This window comes from Micrococcoides hystricis (genome assembly GCF_042434215.1).
GTDB classification, from domain to species: Bacteria; Actinomycetota; Actinomycetes; order Actinomycetales; family Micrococcaceae; genus Micrococcoides; species Micrococcoides hystricis.
In genome coordinates this window covers 129,883-147,920 of record NZ_JBHLUB010000030.1, presented here as the reverse complement: position 1 = coordinate 147,920, position 18,038 = coordinate 129,883, and the positions used below count along the sequence as shown (strand labels likewise).

At 59.0% G+C, this 18,038-nt stretch carries 19 protein-coding genes and 1 pseudogene; 7 read left to right on the top strand and 13 right to left on the bottom strand.

Going from position 1 to position 18,038, the window contains the following annotated elements; all coding sequences use genetic code 11:
- Positions 1 to 401 precede the first annotated feature (401 nt).
- Positions 402 to 1,016: pseudogene (gene ribA / locus ACFFFR_RS08715) on the top strand (GTP cyclohydrolase II); the annotation flags it as partial.
- Between the two features lie 52 nt (positions 1,017 to 1,068).
- Positions 1,069 to 1,875 carry a RibD family protein gene (locus ACFFFR_RS08710; RefSeq protein WP_377459635.1) on the top strand — a complete coding sequence of 269 codons (807 nt, stop codon included), beginning with the start codon at positions 1,069 to 1,071 and terminating at the stop codon, positions 1,873 to 1,875.
- Here the strand turns inward: ACFFFR_RS08710 and ACFFFR_RS08705 are convergent.
- From ACFFFR_RS08705 to ACFFFR_RS08685, 5 genes are read right to left on the bottom strand one after another with little or no spacing between them, the layout of a single operon-like run.
- Positions 1,801 to 2,733 (bottom strand): lysylphosphatidylglycerol synthase transmembrane domain-containing protein, encoded by a 933-nt coding sequence (locus ACFFFR_RS08705; RefSeq protein ID WP_377459633.1) that lies wholly within the window; start codon positions 2,731 to 2,733, stop codon positions 1,801 to 1,803. The genes ACFFFR_RS08710 and ACFFFR_RS08705 overlap by 75 nt on opposite strands.
- Positions 2,730 to 3,554, bottom strand: a complete 825-nt coding sequence (locus ACFFFR_RS08700) for a methyltransferase domain-containing protein (protein WP_377459631.1) — start codon at positions 3,552 to 3,554, stop codon at positions 2,730 to 2,732. Before ACFFFR_RS08700 ends, ACFFFR_RS08705 begins: the two co-directional genes overlap by 4 nt.
- A complete protein-coding gene (locus ACFFFR_RS08695; RefSeq protein WP_377459629.1) occupies positions 3,551 to 4,606 on the bottom strand; it encodes a glycosyltransferase family 4 protein in 1,056 nt (351 codons plus the stop codon). The genes ACFFFR_RS08700 and ACFFFR_RS08695 overlap by 4 nt, the downstream gene beginning before the upstream one ends.
- Before the next feature lie 10 nt (positions 4,607 to 4,616).
- Positions 4,617 to 4,997, bottom strand: a complete 381-nt coding sequence (locus tag ACFFFR_RS08690; protein WP_377459627.1) for a 6-pyruvoyl trahydropterin synthase family protein — start codon at positions 4,995 to 4,997, stop codon at positions 4,617 to 4,619.
- A gap of 9 nt (positions 4,998 to 5,006) precedes the next feature.
- The gene (locus ACFFFR_RS08685; protein ID WP_377459625.1) at positions 5,007 to 6,017 is read right to left on the bottom strand and encodes a zinc-dependent alcohol dehydrogenase; all 1,011 of its coding nucleotides are present in this window, start codon (positions 6,015 to 6,017) and stop codon (positions 5,007 to 5,009) included.
- A gap of 495 nt (positions 6,018 to 6,512) precedes the next feature.
- Here ACFFFR_RS08685 and ACFFFR_RS08680 point away from each other — a divergent pair, with 495 nt between their 5' ends.
- Positions 6,513 to 7,205, top strand: a complete 693-nt coding sequence (locus tag ACFFFR_RS08680) for a DUF1266 domain-containing protein (RefSeq protein WP_377459623.1) — start codon at positions 6,513 to 6,515, stop codon at positions 7,203 to 7,205.
- On the opposite strand, the gene ACFFFR_RS08675 is transcribed toward ACFFFR_RS08680, so the two are convergent.
- Both ACFFFR_RS08675 and idi read right to left on the bottom strand, forming a co-directional pair.
- The gene (locus tag ACFFFR_RS08675; protein WP_377459622.1) at positions 7,202 to 7,822 is read right to left on the bottom strand and encodes a DedA family protein; all 621 of its coding nucleotides are present in this window, start codon (positions 7,820 to 7,822) and stop codon (positions 7,202 to 7,204) included. The two genes, ACFFFR_RS08680 and ACFFFR_RS08675, sit on opposite strands and share 4 nt — an antisense overlap.
- A 62-nt stretch (positions 7,823 to 7,884) precedes the next feature.
- Positions 7,885 to 8,430 carry an isopentenyl-diphosphate Delta-isomerase gene (gene idi, locus ACFFFR_RS08670; protein WP_377459620.1) on the bottom strand — a complete coding sequence of 182 codons (546 nt, stop codon included), beginning with the start codon at positions 8,428 to 8,430 and terminating at the stop codon, positions 7,885 to 7,887.
- A gap of 122 nt (positions 8,431 to 8,552) precedes the next feature.
- Between idi and ACFFFR_RS08665 the strand changes: the two genes are divergently transcribed.
- Both ACFFFR_RS08665 and ACFFFR_RS08660 read left to right on the top strand, forming a co-directional pair.
- Positions 8,553 to 8,882, top strand: a complete 330-nt coding sequence (locus ACFFFR_RS08665) for a TfoX/Sxy family protein (RefSeq protein ID WP_377459618.1) — start codon at positions 8,553 to 8,555, stop codon at positions 8,880 to 8,882.
- Between the two features lie 59 nt (positions 8,883 to 8,941).
- Positions 8,942 to 9,385, top strand: a complete 444-nt coding sequence (locus ACFFFR_RS08660) for a prevent-host-death protein (RefSeq protein ID WP_446686101.1) — start codon at positions 8,942 to 8,944, stop codon at positions 9,383 to 9,385.
- 346 nt (positions 9,386 to 9,731) lie between these two features.
- On the opposite strand, the gene bioB is transcribed toward ACFFFR_RS08660, so the two are convergent.
- Entirely contained in the window at positions 9,732 to 10,802 is a 1,071-nt protein-coding gene (bioB, locus tag ACFFFR_RS08650) for a biotin synthase BioB (protein WP_377459613.1), read from the bottom strand.
- A gap of 261 nt (positions 10,803 to 11,063) precedes the next feature.
- On the opposite strand from bioB, the gene ACFFFR_RS08645 reads away from it, so the two are divergent.
- The gene (locus tag ACFFFR_RS08645) at positions 11,064 to 11,750 is read left to right on the top strand and encodes a hypothetical protein (protein WP_377459611.1); all 687 of its coding nucleotides are present in this window, start codon (positions 11,064 to 11,066) and stop codon (positions 11,748 to 11,750) included.
- A 15-nt stretch (positions 11,751 to 11,765) separates the two neighbouring features.
- Here ACFFFR_RS08645 and ACFFFR_RS08640 read toward each other — a convergent pair whose 3' ends face one another.
- From ACFFFR_RS08640 to ACFFFR_RS08620, 5 genes are all read right to left on the bottom strand, one after another.
- Complete coding sequence (locus ACFFFR_RS08640) at positions 11,766 to 13,058, bottom strand: aspartate aminotransferase family protein (RefSeq protein ID WP_377459609.1); 1,293 nt, start codon at positions 13,056 to 13,058, stop codon at positions 11,766 to 11,768.
- The gene (locus ACFFFR_RS08635; RefSeq protein ID WP_377459607.1) at positions 13,055 to 14,068 is read right to left on the bottom strand and encodes a phosphotransferase enzyme family protein; all 1,014 of its coding nucleotides are present in this window, start codon (positions 14,066 to 14,068) and stop codon (positions 13,055 to 13,057) included. Before ACFFFR_RS08635 ends, ACFFFR_RS08640 begins: the two co-directional genes overlap by 4 nt.
- A gap of 14 nt (positions 14,069 to 14,082) precedes the next feature.
- Positions 14,083 to 14,853, bottom strand: a complete 771-nt coding sequence (locus ACFFFR_RS08630; RefSeq protein WP_377459605.1) for an SDR family NAD(P)-dependent oxidoreductase — start codon at positions 14,851 to 14,853, stop codon at positions 14,083 to 14,085.
- A gap of 2 nt (positions 14,854 to 14,855) precedes the next feature.
- Positions 14,856 to 16,337: an APC family permease gene (locus ACFFFR_RS08625; RefSeq protein ID WP_377459603.1), complete on the bottom strand. Its 1,482-nt coding sequence runs from the start codon at positions 16,335 to 16,337 to the stop codon at positions 14,856 to 14,858.
- A 152-nt stretch (positions 16,338 to 16,489) separates the two neighbouring features.
- Entirely contained in the window at positions 16,490 to 17,053 is a 564-nt protein-coding gene (locus tag ACFFFR_RS08620) for a hypothetical protein (RefSeq protein ID WP_377459601.1), read from the bottom strand.
- Between the two features lie 162 nt (positions 17,054 to 17,215).
- Here ACFFFR_RS08620 and ACFFFR_RS08615 point away from each other — a divergent pair, with 162 nt between their 5' ends.
- Positions 17,216 to 17,908, top strand: coding sequence for a DUF6308 family protein (locus tag ACFFFR_RS08615; RefSeq protein ID WP_377459599.1), 693 nt, complete (start codon positions 17,216 to 17,218; stop codon positions 17,906 to 17,908).
- Positions 17,909 to 18,038: the final 130 nt, after the last annotated feature.

Sequence of the window (18,038 nt, the reverse complement as noted above, 5' to 3'; positions counted from 1 at the left end):
GCGCGGTCGGATGCTGTCTTGGATAACACTCATATTGTGCCGGCCGTGCCTCCATTGGATGACGCTATATTGCCATCGTACTTTCGGTGGGAATCTCCCGCGACACTTTTGACCAGTTTCGTTGTGGCAGATTGTCAACGAGACTCAAGGCCGGGTGTCACTATGAATCCGTAACGCGAAGTTGCCTCACTGTATTTACTAAGCATTGATGATTATTCTGTGAGTGTGGCTCTGGTGCGGCTAGGCTATTTGTAAGACAGCTGAGTCTTATCAGACCGCTATTGGGATCATGCACTACTCGAAAACTTCACTCTGATATTCCAAACCTAGGAGATACCGTGTCGTCACCTTCAGCTTCCGCCAACGGAACCTTTGACCACGGGGATGATCGGGCAACCGGGCCCGTCCCTGAGGCATCAGGTGAAGTGCAGAGAGTAGCGGCGGCAACCGTGCCAACGTCCCACGGTATATTCCAGATGCTCGTCTACCGGGATCCTGCTGGCGTGGAACATCTCGCGATTTTCCCATCCGAAGACCGGCTCAAAGACTCCAACGGAGCCGCACTGCTGCGGGTCCACTCCGAATGCTTGACCGGCGAAGCCTTGGGTTCTCTCAAATGCGAATGCGGCCCACAGCTGGATACGGCATTGGATTACATTGCCGAGCAAGGTGGGCTGGTCATCTACCTCCGTGGGCAGGAGGGCCGTGGCATTGGCTTGGCCAACAAGATTCTGGCCTACAGGCTCCAAGAACAGGGCCGAGACACCCTAGAGGCAAACCTTGAACTCGGTTTCCCGGCGGACGCCCGTAGTTACAGCGCCGCCGTAGCCATTCTGGAAGACCTAGATATCTCCAGTGTGCGCTTGCTTAGTAACAATCCGGAGAAGCAGCGTCAGCTCCAGGAACACGGGATCACGGTGACCGAGCTGGTGCCGCTGGTGGTCGGCGTTGGTGATCACAATCGGGATTATTTAGCGACGAAACGAGATCGGATGGGACACCAATTACCCCAATAAGTTCGTCAGGTACTCTTCCCAACTTCGAATTTGAAAGACGGTGTCCTACTTCATGAGCGGTCAAGAACCTCGCGACACGGCAGTGATCAACCCGAACAGCTCTGCGGGCCTGTCGGAACCAGTATGGGAAAGCCTGCGAAATGGTTCGGTACCCGAGCTGGCCTTGCCCACCTCAGATGGTCCACTCATTGAGTGGTACCGGCCCCTAGTAGAGGCCGGAGAACGGCTTGTCATTGCCCAGCTGGGTCAAAGCATGGACGGGTTCATCGCGTCACGAACCGGCGACGCCTGCTTTGTGACTGGAGAAGAGGATCGTACCCACCTGCACCGCTTACGTGCAATCGTTGACGCTGTCGTGGTCGGCGCGCAGACCGTATCCGCCGACGACTGTCAGCTGACCGTGCGTGCTGTCAGTGGTGAAAACCCAACTCGCGTCATCCTCGACCCCAAGGCAAGGGTGCCAGAAACATCGAATCTACTGACAGATGGGGCTGCACCGACCCTGTGGATCGTCACAGAAGAGGCAGAAATACCCTCAACTTTGGCAGACCACGTAGAGGTGGTTCGAGTTGCTTCTGCTGCCGAACTGACACCGGCGAAAATTCTTCAGATCCTCGCTGAGCGCGGACTCACACGAGTTCTGATCGAAGGTGGCGGGGTCACCGTCTCTGATTTCGTGCAGGCACAAGTGCTCGACCGGCTGATGGTCACGAGCGCCCCAGTGCTGATCGGGGATGGGGTGCCAGGTCTAAGATTTTCCGGAACTGACAAACTCTCGGAAGCTCTATCGGCTCCCACCCGTCGGATGGGCTTTGGGCAAGACGTCTGTACGGACTTCGACTTCTCCGCCACGCGGTAGTTTCTGTCTTGGCCGAACCAGCAGACGGTACACCAGTACTAAAGCTCCGGGAAGAACCGAAATCAGGGCGAGAATCCCGTAACTGAACGCGACCGCGACACCGACTTCTGGGCTTGAGCCGAACAGTGGAAACACCAGTGCGGCTGCTCCCTCCCGGGGACCCCAACCGCCCAGACTCAGCGGAACGGACATCCCGGCGAGCGTCAGCGCCGTCAGCGCGAAAACCTCATATGCACTCGCCCGTGTGAGGACCTCGGTGGCGCCGGTCGTCATCACGGCTATCAAGAACAAAGCCGCGAACAGAACCCAGCCCGCAGCGGCGAGACCAAAGACTTCCCAGCGCACGGAACCGACCAGCCTTTTCAGAGACGGCCACGCAATGCGCACTGTGCCCGCCGTCAGAAGAGCGGCAAGAACACCTACGTTGGGGTAGGCGGGGTAAAGCGCAATCGTCGCAGCCGCAAACATCACCGCGGTACCTGCTAGCCGCTCTCCCAGCACCGAACCAATGCTGCCGGACCACGTGCTGGATCTGCGTTGCTCAACAGCTCGGACCGCATCGCCGGCTAGACCGCCGGGAAGAATCGAGTTCAGAAACCCTGCCTGCCAGCACTTCGCCACGGCCTCTCTGCGCCCCACGTGAATGTTGTAACCGCTAGATATCAACCGCCAGCGACGGGCCTGCACCAGCGTCGCAGCTGTGCCGATTGCCAGAGCACCCACGGCGGAGAAGACGGTCAAGGAACTGATTGCTTCCTGAAACGGGCCGACGCCCAGCCAACGAATAAGCCAGACTAGCAATCCGACTGTGACGGCGATCTGCAGGAGGCTAAACAGGACCTTCCGGGTATCGATCATGCAGGCAGCACAAGGATGTCGTGGTGCCCAACTCGGACCGTCAATGTCCCTTGGCTGAGCTGTGTCTGTCGTTGGCGCAGCCACGCGGCCGCGTCCTCCGCCAAATCTGGGCGTTGCTCTAGCGCGGCGGCGACCCGTTCAGTCAGGTACCGATCTACGAAGGCTTCATCGGACTGGTGCTCTCGGGAATTAGTCCCTTCAAGCCAGTCGGTGTCGGCGGTTAAAACACGGAGACCCGCCGCCTCAAGCTTTTCGGCCAGGTAGGTGGCGGCTTGCGGTCCGGCCAGTCCCGATCGGTGTTGGTGCTCATTGAACGCTTCGGTCAGCTCATGATCGAGCGGCTCATCAGGGGAGAACTCCACCTTACCGGTGACGTTTAGGCTGAACAGTGCTGGAACCTGCGCGTGAGAGAGAAGGTCGGCTAGCCCGTCCAATTGGGCAAAGGAGAGCACGTCCAAGACAGCAGAAGCGGTTACTAGGTCTGCCTCGCTGACTTCGTCGACGGTCAGTTCATCGAGACTGCGCAATTCTGCCTCCACGCCAAGAACATGCGGGGGTGCCTGCACATGCTGGGCGGCTTCGAGGAGCTCGGCGTCCCGATCAATTAGTCTCCACCGTTGAGGCGTGGGCAGATGTTGGGACAACCAGAGCATGTTGGCGCCGCTGCCTGCACCCAAATCTAGGATCGTGATTTCGGTTGAATCCGCGAAATGCTCATTCAGTGTGGTGATGAGGTCGCGTGCGCGCTCGCGAGCGCGGGCGTCGGGTTTCTGGCGCAGCGTCAACCAATCGTGTGCGGCTCGTTGGAAAAGTTGTGTCATCCGTGGATCAGTCCCTTCAGTTCGCGTGCCGCGGTGGTCCACGAGCGAAGTTCGTCTCTGCGTTGGAGGGCTGCTGCTCGCCAGAGGTGCCGTTGCATGGTGTCGAGTAACCAGGTCCGCAGTACTTGGACTAGGGTCTCTAGATCAGATGGATCAAGGATCGCACCGGGCAGATCGTCAGCCGTCGAAGCTGTTTCTGCAGAACCGGTCAACGCTTCGGTTGCACCGGTGTTGGCTGGGACAATGGCCGGGATGCCGCGTGCCAAAGCTTCGGTGACCACCATGCCGTAGGTTTCCGTGGTCGAGGTCAACACCAGCAGATCCGTTGCCTGCCAGATCGTTTCCAGCTCTGCGCCGGATTGCACCCCGTGAAGCTGAACGCGGCCGGCAGCGAAATTGTCGCGGATGAATTCCTGCACCGCGCGGGCATACTCCGGATCGCTGTCCGTCGAACCCACTAGGCTGGCCTGCCAAGGGATATCGGTCAGCTGCGTCAGGGCCTGAAGGGCAACGAGTTGGTTCTTGACCCGCGTCAGCGAGCCCAACATCAAGATCCTTGGTGGCTGGGAACCGCAGGCCACCGCAGCCGGATCTGTCCCGGGAAGAACGCTGTGAATATGGTTTAGCCGGTAACGATCCTCAACCATTGCCTGCGCCCAGCTGCTGGTGCAAATCACCGAATCGGCCAGCTGCAGCGCTTCTTCTTGGTGCCGAGCGAACTCGTGGTCCCGGGACGGGTCTTCTCCGAAAAAGGTGTCGCTGAGCAGCGAGTGCACCAAGATATGGATCTTGCTGCCGTCGGCCTGGGCATCAGCGAGAACTTCCGGCGCCGCCAACCCGATGATTCCGTCCACGAGGTAGTGACCCCTAGGCGCAAGCCCGCAGGCCAGCTCGGCGTGGGCTTCGTGACCCGGGTCCGGCCAGAGCCCAGAGATGTCTTGCCGGTGGACGTTCTCGCCAAGGTCTGTGAGCGCACGCATCATCGACTCGTTGTACACGGTCCCACCGCTGGGACCGGGTAACTCAGCTGGGACGACGAACGTGAAGCTCATGGAAACCGGTCTAAGCGAAATCCACGTCGTAGGAGGCCCACGCGTCTGGGTTCTCGCGCAGCAGCACTTCTAGACCTGCGAACTCGGACTCATCAAAGCGGGTGCGCAAGTCTTCACTGATGTAGGTGGCGATCGCTTCGGTGGTGCTGAGCTTACCCTTGAACGCCTCATGATCGTCGAGGTTCTTGTAGCGGATCGTGGAGAGGGTCTCCTCGAGCATGCTGGTCGCTTCACCGATGTCCATGACGACGGCATGTTCATTCAGTTCGTGGCGACGCCAGGTCACCTCCACCACAAGCGTGGCTCCGTGCAGCTCAGCTGCCGGCCCGAAGTAAGGGTCAGGCAGGCTGTGGGCGATCATCACGTGGTTCTTGACGGTCAGACGGTACATCGATCTTCCTTAGGTGGTTTCGTAATCAACAATTTCAAGACGACCACTGGGGGTGGAGCTATGCAACCGCTCCATCACGTCCGGCAGCTGCCAAAAGCTGTGGTCCGAGCCGAGCAGCTCATCAAACACCGGGTTCTCCAGCGCGGTGAGCACAAGGTCCATCCGATCGGCCGCAGTTTTCCGGGCTCGCCGGGCGGCTGCGACCTGACTGACCTGGCTGGCTCGAATAGTCAGTCGGCGGGCGTGAAAGTTCGCGCCAAGAGGCACTTGAGGGGTGCGCTCGCCGTACCAGGACAACTCGACCATTTCGCCTTCTACACCGAGCAGACTCAGCGCAGTCGCCAGGCCGGACTCGGAAGCCGAAGCGTGATAAACAACGTCGCAGTCTTCCAGAGCGTCGTCAGGGTGCACCCATTCGGCCCGCAGGCCAAGTTTCTGCGCGAAATGTTCTTTCGCGGGGTCCGGGTCCACAATCTGTAAGCGCTCCACCGGGAACTGACTGAGCAAAACTGCGACAGACCCGCCAATCAGACCGCTGCCGACCACCGCGATCCGGTCGCCGTAGAGCGGCGGACTGTCCCAGATAGCGTTGATGGCCGTTTCGACAGCTCCAGCGAGGAGCGCCCGCCGGCTTGGCAGTTCATCCGGCAGCCGGGTCAGAGAGCTTAGGGGTGCGATGTACTGATCTTGGTGGGGGAACAGGCTGAACACGCGTCGACCCAGCCAGCTGTCCGGGCCGTCTTCCACCACACCGACGTTCAAGTACCCGTATTTCACGGGGAAAGGGAAGCTCCCGACTTGGTTGGGTGCACGCATGATGTCCGCGACAGATTCCGGCACATCTCCTGCATGGACAAGGCTTTCGGTGCCCCGGCTGATACCCGAATACAGGGTGCGCACGCGGGCCTCGTCGACTCCCGGCTGGGGGAGTTGTTCGTGTCGGAGTTCACCGGTGCGTGGTTCGATGGTCCAATATGCGGTTGCGTCGGTCGTTACTTGCGGATCGTTCACGGTATCCATGGTTGAACACGCTGCTTTCATGTCCGAGGGTAAACCCAAGCCTTTCATATCCCGAGCTTAGGTTTAACGTGCCCCGCTGCGTCGACGTAACACGTCGAAAAGAGCGCGCAATGTCAGAACCCCGGAGACCAGCAAGTACAGGTAACCGAAAACCTGAAACAGGCTCAGGGTGTCAGTAGCTCTCCGCGGCCCGGGGCGGCATTCCAGTAGGCGGTCGCCCCGGTCGGTAGGGGCGGTAGGTTCACTGCATTCATGGTGGCACAGGCTACTTTCATTTCCGGTTAGCCCTTGACTTTCACAGCAAGCTTGCTTTTGCCCGTCACGAAGGCCCGATGCTTGCGCAGAAATGTAACCCAGGATGACGTGAACGGGCCGTCAAATCCGACGTACTTTTCAGTAGTAAAACTGCTGTGCCCACGTTTGGGTTGAACTGTCCTGATTGCCTCGAACCGGATGGTACTGTCAGAACATCTTTTTGTGAAAGGGGGCAGCCTCATGGCGCCAGATCAGTGGATGTTCGTCGGGATTCTGTTTGCGGCGGTCATCGTCTTCTGCATTGTCGTTCTCACGGTGGCATTCACGATTCGAGGCAAACGCGCCAAGGAGTACGCCTCCGGTCCGGGGACCAAGAACGCGCCAATCCAGCAGGACCCGTGGCTACGGTTCTCGGCCGCCTTGGCCGCGCCCTACGCGCGCATGGAGATGGACCGGTTCCCCAACCGCACCGGCGTTTCACCAGATCAGGCCTACTTTGGATTTGGGTCCACGGTCCAGCACGCCATGCTGCGTGGGCTGATGCGCCGTGACTGGGGTGTGCGCAACTCCGAGCAGGCCCACAAGACCATTCAGAACACCCTGAAATCGCTGGAAACATTGAGCCCAATGAACCCGCAGGATGAAGATTTCGGCTTAGGTTTCGATGTGGCACGCTTTGCCAACCTCGTCCGGTGGGCCGGCAACTTGGGCATGATCGACAAAGCGTCGGCTGAACGATACTCGGCCGTGCTGGGCACACAGGCCGCGGCTAACTTTGACAGCTGGGAGCAGTACGGGCGCAGCTACGTGGTCGGGTTGGAGAACTTCTCCCGGCGCGGGAACAAGCCCTACCGCAAGGCCATCGACTGGCTGCTGCAGGATAGCCAGAGCCCGTGGCGGACCCAGGCGTGGGCGGCCGGCCACCGCGCCTAAGACTTCAGTTCGGCCTGCCGGAGGCGTTCTTTGCGGTCCTCCCGATAGGTGCGGATTCCGGCGATGACCGACATCAAGAACACCAAGGCTGCGATGACGTACGCGGCGTTCTTGACTCCGGGGATGGACGCGGAGTAGAAGCCAATCAGGCTCAGACCCACGCCCCAGGCGAGCGCGCCGACGATGTTGCTGCTGATGAACTTGGCGTAGTTCATCCGACCGACCCCGGCGATCACCGGGATGAATACCCGCCCCCACGGGACAAAGCGAGCAATGACCACAGACCACCAGCCGTAGCGATCGTAGAAGCGTTCGGCCGCGTGGACCGCCTGTTGCACGCGTTTGCCGCGACGTTTGGCCAGATATTGTTTGCCAGTCTGTTGCCCGATCACGTAGCCGACTTGGTCCCCGAGGAACGCGGCGATGCCCACGCAGACGGTCAGAATGACGATATTGAGCTGGTCGTTGGCCGCCACGATCAGACCGGCGGCGAAGAGCAGGGTGTCACCGGTGACGAAGGGGATAAACACACCCAAAAACAGGGCAGTTCCCGCAAAAACCAGACCGGACACGACCAAATAAAAGAGGAAGGGCCCGGTGATATCGAGGAATCCCATCAGGTCTTCTCGCAAACTGGTTGGGCGAATCCCCGCGTGAAGAACCATAGGCATCAGCGGGTTCACTGGGCACGCGCCTGTTCGGACAGTTCGAGCAAAGCTGGTGCCACGTCAGGAAGCTGTTCCACGAGCCAAGGGCTAAACGCGAACGGGGTGTTCGTGACTGAATCGATCACCGCGGCAGGGTCGGCCCAAGCCCATTCGGCGATTTCTTCCGGATTGGGGGCCAGATCGGAGCTAATTCGGGCTAGGTGGACCGGACAGATCTCATTCTCGACAATCCCACTGGCATCGATGGCCCGGTACTGGAACTTCGGGAGTACCACTTGAATGTCCTCGACAGTGGTGCCGAGCTCCTCGTAGGCGCGGCGGCGGATTGCGTCAAAGACCTCTTCGCCCGGTGCCGGGTGGCCGCAAAAACTATTGGTCCACACCCCGGGCCAGGTCTTCTTTGAAAGCGCCCGGCGGGTGAGGAGCAACTGGCCGGAGTCGTTGAGCAGGTAACAGCTGAACGCTAGATGCAGTGGGGTATCAGCGGTGTGAATAGTTGCCTTGTCCGCTGAACCGGTCGGATTGCCTCGAGCATCAAGCAGCACTACACGTTCCATACCTTCTACTCTAGACCCGGTAGAACCCGCTGCCGACGAATCTTGCTCAAAGCCTACCGCTGGTCCACGTACGGGAGTACGCTGACCCTACACAACGAGTAGCCGAGAGCGCGGTGGCCAGCATGCAAGACAGACTCCTCGAGCGTATCCGGGCAGCATTACCTCAGGACGTGTCCGTCCGCGAGGTCACCATGTTCGGTGGCAGAGCTTTCATGGTGAATGAGAAGCTGGCCGTCAGCGCGGGTCGAGACGGCAAACTCCTTGTCCATGTCTGTCCAGAAGACCAGGCAGAGCTGCTGCGCCGGGAAGAGGCGAGTCAGGCTGAAATGGGTGAGGGGCGCAGCATGGGCACGGGCTGGGTCAGCGTTGACGAATTTATCGTCGCTGATGATGAGATCTTGGAGTTCTGGTTGAAGACGGCGCTGGACTACAACCGCACACTCACGAATTAGTGGGACCACCCGGATGGAGTTCAGAATTACTTCTGAAGTACAATGTATCTATGCCTGCAATGACCACACGTACTGAATTCAACTCATCTGAGTTGAGTAGAAATTCTGCCGAGGTGTTCGGCGCAGCCGAAGACCATCCGGTTCGAGTCACCCGACGTAACGCCGAAACGTTGATCCTCATGACGGAGCGTGACTCTGATGCGCAACAAAAATTATTTGAATTTGCCGCTGATCTCATCGCCGTGACGACCGATGACAACGGAACCCTGACGGAACGCATGACCGACAGATTTTCCTGGATGCATGCTCTTTCCGAGGAAGATAGGGAAGCTTGTGCAAAAGAGTTGGTTGACTCAGCTCGTGCGTCCTTCGCAACCAAGCAACCATACCTAGCGGCCGCTACGCTCACTACCTGGAAAGAGACAGCAACCGCTATTGCGGCAGGACTTGGGCAGGAGCCTGTTGAGTGGCTCGAGGATGAGATACCTCTAGACCGACCATAAAGTATGGCCAAAAAACGTCCGGCTCCGCGACCGACAAAGAAATCCGAATACGAAATACTGTGCGCCAGCCGAGACGCGGAAAAGGGGTGGCGCGACCTCTGCGCTACTCAACGGAATGCGCTTGCAGACTCGTGGGATTTTCTTACGAAAACTCCTTTAGAGCAGACGCCTAGAAACTATCCACTCAAGGGTGAGCTAGGGAAGATCACTCGGGACGGTCGCAAACATGATCGTTGGCAACATAAACCCACACTCGGTGGGTCGGCTCGTATTTGGTTCTATGTGGATGGGCCGTGCGTTTATCTAGAACGGGTTCCCACTGCCCATCCTCATGAAACCAAATGAGTTAGGCGTTCGGGGCAGCCTCGGTGCCGGCTCCACGCTTGCGTGGCACAGGTTTGGTCGAAGCTGCAGCTAGTTCCTCTTCGGAGCCTTCGATCACGAAACCGTTGTCGCGGATCATCGCCAGGTCGTCGTTCGCGGCCTGACCCTCAGAGGTCAGGTAGTCACCCAAGAAGATGGAGTTCGCCAAGTGCAGGGCGGTGGCCTGCAGCGAACGCAGGTGCATTTCGCGTCCACCAGCCAACCGGATTTCCTTGTCCGGGCATACAAAGCGGGCCGCCGCCACGATTTTCAATGACTTGGTCGGGGTCAGCTCCCACGTCCCAGCCAGCGGGGTGCCATCGAACGGGATCAGGAAGTTGATCGGGATCGAGTCCGAGTCCAGATCACGCAGCGCAAACAGGGCCTCAACCAGCTGCTCGTCGCTTTCGCCCATGCCCACAATCAAGCCGCTGCACGGGGACAGGTTCGCGCCCTTGGCTTTCTCGATGGTGTCGGTGCGATCTTCGTAGGTGTGAGTCTGCACGATCTTCTCGTGGTGCGACTCAGCGGTATTGATGTTGTGGTTGTAGGCATCCACACCGGCTTCCTGCAGCCGCTCGGCCTGACCGTCTTTGAGCAGACCCAAGCAGGCGCAGACCTCGACGTCCGGGTGCTCGTCCCGCAGGGTGGAAACAATCTCGCCAACCCGGTCGATGTCACGGTTGGCCGGGCCACGACCGGAGGCCACGAAGCAGACCCGCTTGGCGCCACCGTTAATGCCGTGGCTGGCCTGCTCCAGAGCCTTCTCCGGGGACAGCCAAGAATACTTCAAGATCGGGGCGGTGGAACCCAGCGCCTGGGAGCAGTAGTTGCAGTTCTCCGGGCAGAGACCAGACTTCAGACTCACCAGGTAGTTCAGCTTCACCCGGTTGCCAAAGTGTTCCCGGCGCAACCGGGCCCCGGCCGCCACCAAATCCATCAACTGCTCATCCGGAGCCTGCAAAATCGCCAAAACTTGGTCAGCCGTCACGGAAGAGCCGGCAAGGACGTCCTCGGCGAGGGCGTTGAAAGACAGTGTGGAAGGGGCGGACATTCAGCTTCTCCGTCTGTGTGGTCGTGTTTTCAGGAGCTGTAGGAAGACTACACGCCAACCGGCCCACAGAGCTACATCATCAGGGTTGAAGGAAATATTTGGTGGATACCACCAAGAAAATGGTTCACACACGGATAACTTCATCTTCATGAAACCGGCACCTGCCTTCGTCTAGGGTGGGTCACATTGAAGGTGCAGATGCGCCACGCTGATGAATGAAGCGTGGTCGGGGGTCGTACTGCTCAAGCGAAGGGAAAGACCGTGAAAAACAATCTGACCATCCGCGTAGGTGCACTCTCATGTGCAGCCGCACTCCTGCTCACAGGATGTGCCACAGCACCGCAGAACAAGACCGAAGAATCACCTCAGGTGACAACCGAAAGCGCTCCTGCCACCAACCAGACGCAAGAGCAAACATCTGCCCCGGCAGAGAACACCGAGCAGACGGATACCGGAGAAACCGGTGAGACTATGGTGACTCGTGAAGCAGACGGCACCGTGAAGCTCGGTGATATCTCCGTCTCAGCGCCCGAAACGTGGGAAGAAACCCCAGCAGAAGGGTTGAGCGAGACCTGGAAGGTCGGACTCGATGACGATCCGAGCAACCCTAAGGTGCGCCTGCGTGTGGCCCCAGTCTTCGGTGACACCCCTCACCCGGATATGGCCGAAGCCGAACTGTTCGGCTTGGCCCAAGCTGGTGGCCTCTACGGGGAAGGGTTCAAAGCCAACAATCGACGCGATGAAGACCTCAAGGGCGCCAAGAAAGGCTACGTGACCGACTTCGAGTACGACGCCAACGATGGCAGCAAGATGGTCGGCCGCTGGTGGTTCTTCCAGCATCCCGTCACCAACAACGTGACGGCCGTGGAGATCGTCGGTAACGAAGACACCCTGACCGATGAGCTGCTGCAGCAGATCGACCAGTCACTGGAACTGAAGACTCAGTAGTGGAGCCGCCGCGCGTCAGTCTTGGGCCAGTGCCGCGTCCAAGACGCGCTCTAGCGTAGTCAGCAGGAGATCGACCTCCTCTTCGGTGATCACCAGGGGAGGTCGAATCTTCAAAATATTGTCGGCCGGACCGATTTTGCTGATCAGGATGTTCTGCCGGACCATCCCCTCCACAACGGCTTTCGCCAGATGAGGATCCGGATTCTTCTCTGCATCAAGGAGAGCCAAACCAAAAAACAATCCGGTGCCCTTGGCAACGGCAATCTCCGGGTGCCGATTGGCTATCTCTTGCAGGCGACGCTTAATCACTTCACCCAATTTGGCCGAATGCGCCAACAAGTCGCGCTCGCGGACCTCTGCCAGAACAGCGCGGCCCGCCGCCGAAGCCGCTGGGCTGCCGCCAAAGGTATTGAAGTACATGTTCTCGCTGCTGAAACTGTCCATGAGTTCGGCCCGAGTGACCACACCGCCGAGCGGGAAACCATTGCCAAGCGGCTTACCAAGTGTGGCAAGATCCGGGACAATGCCCATCGACTGGTGACCCCACCAGTAGGCGCCGAGTCGGCCCAATCCTGCCTGGACTTCATCGGCGATCACGACTCCACCGGCGGCACGGACTCGCTGCAGCAGCCCGTCTATGTATCCTTCCGGGAGGCGTGGCAACCCTTCGGTGGAGAACACCGGATCAAAGAGAATCGCGGCCAGACCATGTCCTGCCGCCTCGAGTTCTTCGATGACAGCGTCCACCTGTTCCAGTGCCTGCTGTCGGAGGTCGCTCTCTGCTGCTCCATCGGCGAAATCGAGATCCGGGATCGTGATCGTGCCAATGTAGTCGGGGCGAGCCTCGGAAACAGCCAGCCCGGTCGTCAGCTCCGCCAGTGCCGTGGTGTTGCCGTGATAGCTGAAGTCGGTGACAATCACGCCGCGGTTGCCAGTGAACTTGCGGGCGATCCGTAGGGCCAGATCATTCGCTTCCGAACCACTATTGGTGAAGTAGACCCGGTCCAGCGACTCATCGAAGGTGGCTAACAACTCCTCGGCATACTCTACGGATACGTCGTTGAGGTAGCGCGAATGCACGTTGTAGGTGCCCATCTGGGCCGCTACGGCCTCAACGATGCGCGGATTGCAGTGCCCCACCTGAGGGACATTGTTGTATCCGTCTAGGTAGCGATCCCCCTCTGCGGTGGTCAGCCACGTGCCCTGGGCAGAGGTGAAATGCAGTGGCTCATCGTAGAACAGGGGCGAGTATTCACCCAGTGTCTGGTAGCGGCGCTGCAGGAGCGCGTCAGATGAAGGAGTCGTCATGGGTGAACCTTTCGGATCCGTCCAGTCGAGAGGAGAGATTCTGCCATGCGCACCACCACTGGCAGCACGGCTGCCTTTAGGAATGCGCTGGTCTGGTCGGTGGGCCGGTCTGCCGCCCACCCAAGATAGGTCATGCCGCGGGCCACGATCAAGGCATCTAATGTACTGACCGCCTGCTGTGGCAGTTCAAAATACTTTCGGTATCCGGTCAACAAGGCCATCTTGAACTCTTCGTAGCGCGGATGCTGGGAGTACCAAAACAAGATCGTAGCCAGATCGAAGGCCCACCAGCCCTCGCCAAAGTCATCGAAATCGATCAGTGTCAGACCGGTGGGGGAGCGCAACACATTCTCCGGTGTGAAGTCCGCGTGGATCACGCCGTAAACATCAGCGGATGTGCCGAGCTCAGTCAGCCGCTCGGCAATGAACGTGTCCGCTTCGGCCAAAGTTTGGGCCTGTGCTGGGTCCGTAGCTAAACGTGAGGGCACGCCCCACAGGGGAGCATCACCGGTGAGCCCCTGCAGATCCCACGCATCACGGCGATACCCGGGAATCCGTGGGGTGCGTGCCGAGGCCCGATGGAATCGGCCACAGAGCTGACCAAACGTAGTGAAATCCTCCACCGTGGTCACGCCCTGACCCTGCCACGTCAGAGTCGAGTCATCGAACTGTGCCGACTCCGGAACCCAGCGCTGCAGATCAACCTGTACCTGCCGTCCTTGACCATCTGGCAGCACCGCGAAGGGTTCACCAGCTTCCGTGCGGACCACTTGGGAGACGGGAAGCGCCTGCTCAAAGAGATTCTCCATGAACAGGATCTCGGAACGGACCTCATCGTCATGCCGGTGACCGTGACGGTGAACCCGCAGGGCATATTCGTCCTTGCCGTCCGTGACCTTGAAGACGGTGTTCTCACGTTGTTTGACGAAGTCGATCCGCGCCTGGGGCAGCAACCCGAATGCCTTCAGCGCCGCTTCGGCGGTGTCACGGTGGGGGATCTTCTCAGACATGTGTTTCCTTCCGATCAGGCTGGGAACGAGGACCTGCCAGCAAAACCAAAATCACTGAGCAAAGTGGTCCCATTGACAGCCCTAGCTTGGCGGCTGCTCAGGTAGGCGACGGACCACGCCACATCCTGTGGGGATTGCAGCGGGAAGGGCGGATCATCCATGAGCTCATCGCCCAAATCATGCCGGGCCATCGGCGTATCAACGATGGACGGAGCCACGCTGTTGACTCGAATGCCTCGGCGCTCCCACGCCTCGGTGGCCAGCGCTCGCGTCAGCTGCACGATCGCCCCCTTGGAAGCGTTGTAGGCGATCATGCCCGGCACGGCGACGAAGCCGGAGTCCGAGCCAAGCAAAACGATGCTGCCGTCCGGGCTCTCCGTGAGATAGGGCAGCGCACAGTTCACCGCGATGAACGCCCCGACCACATTCGTTTCCATGACTTGGCGAAAACCATCCACGGTGGCCGTTCCGAGCAACGCCCCGGTCTCACCGGCGATCCCGGCCGAAACAATCAGGGCATCCACGCCGCCTAGTTCTCCTGCGAGCTGATCGATAGCCGCTTGCATCCCGGTCTCATCTGCCACATCCGCAGCAGCAACGAAAACAGTTCCAGAACTTGTTGCGGCTAGCTCAGCGGCGACGGCATCTGCCCGCTGCTGTGAACGAGAAATGATGCCGACACCGCAGCCAGCTGCAGCGAACAGCTCGGCGCACGCCCGGCCGATCCCCGAGGTGCCACCGGTGACGATGACACGCTCGGGCAGATCCAAGCTAGCCGCTGCCATGGTTAGACCCGGGCTTCCGGGGCGTCCTCACGTTGAGCTTGGGCCAGCTCCTCGTCGAACTGCTCAAGATCGTCCGAGAGCCCGACGTAGATGTCTGGGCGCTTCGACTTCAGATACAGCCCGTGGATGATGCCACCAATGATGGCGATCAACAGCAGCCACGGCAGAACCAGCACGTACGGCTCGTCGGATCCGGCCACGGTCGGGAAGTTCACCAGCGCCATAATGCTGAACAGCAGTAGCGCCAAGAAACCTAACCCTGGGGCGACGAACGTGCTCAACCAGCGAGGATCCTTCTTCTTCCGGAAGTAGGACACCACGGAGATGGCCGCGATAGCCTGCACGATCATGATGGACAAAGTGGCGAAGCCAAGACCGACCGGCACCAGCGTCAGGATCGACGGCAGATCAGGGAAGATAAACCGGAACAACGCCGCGACCACGATGGCGAACAACAGGTTCAGCAACAGTGCCCGTTCCGGGGCACCATTGGCGTTCGTCTTAGCAAGCCAGCTCGGCAACACCCGGGCCCGGCCCAACGCGAAGATGTAACGACCGGCGGAGTTGTGGAACGCCAACTGGGCGGCAAAGAGGCTCACAACCACCAGCACCAGCGCGGTGATCACACCGATCGGCCCAAGGTAGTCACCAATGACCATCAGGGTCAGGTCGCCGTCTTCCAGGTGCTCCAGCGCGACGCCTTGGGCTTCCTTCAACCCCACGGCGCTGACGATTGCCCAAGCGGCAAAGGCGTGCATCAAACCAATGATGACGATCGCCGCGTAGGTGGCCCGAGGAATGGTCTTGCGCGGCTCCTTGGCTTCCTCACCAAACAGCGCCGTCGCTTCAAAGCCGATAAATGCGGTGGCCGCTAAGAGCAGACCAATCCACAGCGAACCGCCCGTGACGATCTCCGGGGTGAAGATGGCCGGATCCAGACCGGTCTGGATCATGACCGCGAGAGCGAAACCGAACACCAGCAGGATTTCCAAGACCAGCGCAATCGCCAGCACCACGGCGCTAACTGCGATACCGGAGCGGGCCAAGAAGAACACGATCACAAAGAGGACAACGCCGCTGAGGAACCAGTCGACCTCAAAGCCGAACAGCTCCGGCATGACGACCATCCCGGCAAAGAATCCGATGGTGCCCAGCGCACCAGCAACAAACGCGTTGTAGCCAATGGTCGCGATCAAACCGGTAATCAGGCCGGCAATGCGGCCCAAGCCGCGCACCGCGATGGCGTAGAAACCACCCGCGTTCGTCAGTTCCTTGGTGATCTGCGCGTAGCCGACCGCGAAGAGCAGCAGCGCGAGCGCCACCAGAAGAATGGCAATCGGCACCCCGCCGCCATTACCAAGTGCTGTGGCCAGGGGGATAACGACGACGAGGACGGTGACAGGTGCGACTGCGGCCAGGACAAGAAATACGATGCCACTAACGCCCAACTTGTCACGGGCGAGAGTGTTTTGCGGGTCAGACATAACCTTGACTTTCTGCTTCTTTCCAGAAGGACTGAGCTATTAATGTGCCGAAAGTCAATCACAGGGCGGTGACGCGATTCGAGAGCAATTTAGCCTTCGTGCACGCAATGGTTCAAGGTGTGCACTGAAAACCAAATCAGCTGCAAAAAGCCTTAGTCGCCGTCTTCCTGGGCGCAGCGACGGTAGTGTTCATTGGCGGGGGAGCCGATGGTGGTGGGCATGATCCCCGTCAACGCCCAAATGTATTCGCGCAGGTATTGGCTGTGCCCGTAAACCTGAAAGTTCGCGAACCCGAACGTCTCAGACGGGTCGTCCTCAAACACAACCGTGATGCGCCGGCCATCCTCATGCTCCTGAGCGACTCGCTCGGCGAAAGCTTTGCGGCGCTCCTGCAATCCGAACCATCGCTTGGTCGGCCCAAAAGAGTTGATGAGTGAGACCGAGAAGTGTTGTCGCACGCGCTCGCGGACCGCCTCATCCAGCAGCTCTTGGACTGCACGGGCGTCCACCAGTGACAACACCTTGGAGACGCGATCAGCGCGAACATCCGGGTCAGCCTCGAACAGGGATATCGGGGCATTGGTCAGGGGCAGCTCAGCGAATCCAAACTGCTGTTGTAAGCGGTTAGCCACCACTTGGATGGTGTGCAACGAACCGTCAATCCCAAAATCCTGACGAGCGGCAAGAAGCTCGGCAGCACATTCCCGGAAATTCATTGCTTCATCATAGGGCAGATTCACCCCTCACGACAGTTCGGTTCCTATCTATCGGAACGGACCTAGAGCCATTCGTCGACATAGATGTGTCGGTGTCTTAGTCTTAGGGGCACTTGGGTTGAATCAGGTTCGGTTCAGCGCGGAAAATACACGGAGACACTGGTGGCTGCAGCATCGGAAAACGGATTCCCGGATGTATCAGAAGAATTTCTCAGTCATGGACTAACGCAAACTCTCAAGGCCCTCAAGGACGAGGGAACTCCCGAGCGGATGGCAGAACACTACGATGTCACTACGAAAAATGTTGGACATTCGTTTCTAAGTCTGGAACCAAACGATCCTGAGCGCATTACGGCAACAGATCTGTTCGCAGTCCGTCTGCTTAGCGTAAGAACACCTGCCAACATGGTTAGACGGATCCTCGATACTGAGGAACTCAGCACGAATATTAGTGACAAGCTCGGGGCTCTGCCTGCTGTACGACTTGAAGACACAACTCCCACGGACTTCAACAAGATGGAGGAGTTCTACATAGCGGTGAGAACGGGGCTAACCGGCAACAAGAGTTCAAGGATGATGGCTACGTCGAGCAAGCTTGTAGCCCGCAAACGCCCGGACCTCTTCCCGATCCGTGATTCGGTGGTGTGTGCCTATTTGGACCGCAAGAAACAACGAGACTACAGAGAAGATTGGCTGTTGTTTCGACACATCTTGCGCGACACGCAAGTGCAAGAACTGCTCGCTGCCTTGCTCGAAAAGATCCGGAAGATACCCTCGAAAAATGAAGTAGTGCTAGATACCGAACCATTACGTCTGCTCGATGTCGCCTTGTGGACCTACGCGAAACAATCCTGACGAGATCACGAAACCACAACAGTTCGGCTTTTCCGCATCTCAGGAGTGCCTGAACTGGTGACGTATCGGTAATTGAGGTCTAACCTTGGAATCAGAAGGGGCGCCCTACAACAGCGAAGGACCTCTTATC

What these genes read in the sequence shown, in the direction of transcription:
- ACFFFR_RS08710 (WP_377459635.1), top strand. Translation starts at nt 1,069, where the DNA reads ATGAGCGGTCAAGAACCTCGCGACACGGCAGTGATCAACCCGAACAGC.
- ACFFFR_RS08705 (WP_377459633.1), bottom strand. Translation starts at nt 2,733, where the DNA reads ATGATCGATACCCGGAAGGTCCTGTTTAGCCTCCTGCAGATCGCCGTC.
- ACFFFR_RS08700 (WP_377459631.1), bottom strand. Translation starts at nt 3,554, where the DNA reads ATGACACAACTTTTCCAACGAGCCGCACACGATTGGTTGACGCTGCGC.
- ACFFFR_RS08695 (WP_377459629.1), bottom strand. Translation starts at nt 4,606, where the DNA reads ATGAGCTTCACGTTCGTCGTCCCAGCTGAGTTACCCGGTCCCAGCGGT.
- ACFFFR_RS08690 (WP_377459627.1), bottom strand. Translation starts at nt 4,997, where the DNA reads ATGTACCGTCTGACCGTCAAGAACCACGTGATGATCGCCCACAGCCTG.
- ACFFFR_RS08685 (WP_377459625.1), bottom strand. Translation starts at nt 6,017, where the DNA reads ATGGATACCGTGAACGATCCGCAAGTAACGACCGACGCAACCGCATAT.
- ACFFFR_RS08680 (WP_377459623.1), top strand. Translation starts at nt 6,513, where the DNA reads ATGGCGCCAGATCAGTGGATGTTCGTCGGGATTCTGTTTGCGGCGGTC.
- ACFFFR_RS08675 (WP_377459622.1), bottom strand. Translation starts at nt 7,822, where the DNA reads ATGGGATTCCTCGATATCACCGGGCCCTTCCTCTTTTATTTGGTCGTG.
- idi (WP_377459620.1), bottom strand. Translation starts at nt 8,430, where the DNA reads ATGGAACGTGTAGTGCTGCTTGATGCTCGAGGCAATCCGACCGGTTCA.
- ACFFFR_RS08665 (WP_377459618.1), top strand. Translation starts at nt 8,553, where the DNA reads ATGCAAGACAGACTCCTCGAGCGTATCCGGGCAGCATTACCTCAGGAC.
- ACFFFR_RS08660 (WP_446686101.1), top strand. Translation starts at nt 8,942, where the DNA reads ATGACCACACGTACTGAATTCAACTCATCTGAGTTGAGTAGAAATTCT.
- bioB (WP_377459613.1), bottom strand. Translation starts at nt 10,802, where the DNA reads ATGTCCGCCCCTTCCACACTGTCTTTCAACGCCCTCGCCGAGGACGTC.
- ACFFFR_RS08640 (WP_377459609.1), bottom strand. Translation starts at nt 13,058, where the DNA reads ATGACGACTCCTTCATCTGACGCGCTCCTGCAGCGCCGCTACCAGACA.
- ACFFFR_RS08635 (WP_377459607.1), bottom strand. Translation starts at nt 14,068, where the DNA reads ATGTCTGAGAAGATCCCCCACCGTGACACCGCCGAAGCGGCGCTGAAG.
- ACFFFR_RS08630 (WP_377459605.1), bottom strand. Translation starts at nt 14,853, where the DNA reads ATGGCAGCGGCTAGCTTGGATCTGCCCGAGCGTGTCATCGTCACCGGT.
- ACFFFR_RS08625 (WP_377459603.1), bottom strand. Translation starts at nt 16,337, where the DNA reads ATGTCTGACCCGCAAAACACTCTCGCCCGTGACAAGTTGGGCGTTAGT.
- ACFFFR_RS08620 (WP_377459601.1), bottom strand. Translation starts at nt 17,053, where the DNA reads ATGAATTTCCGGGAATGTGCTGCCGAGCTTCTTGCCGCTCGTCAGGAT.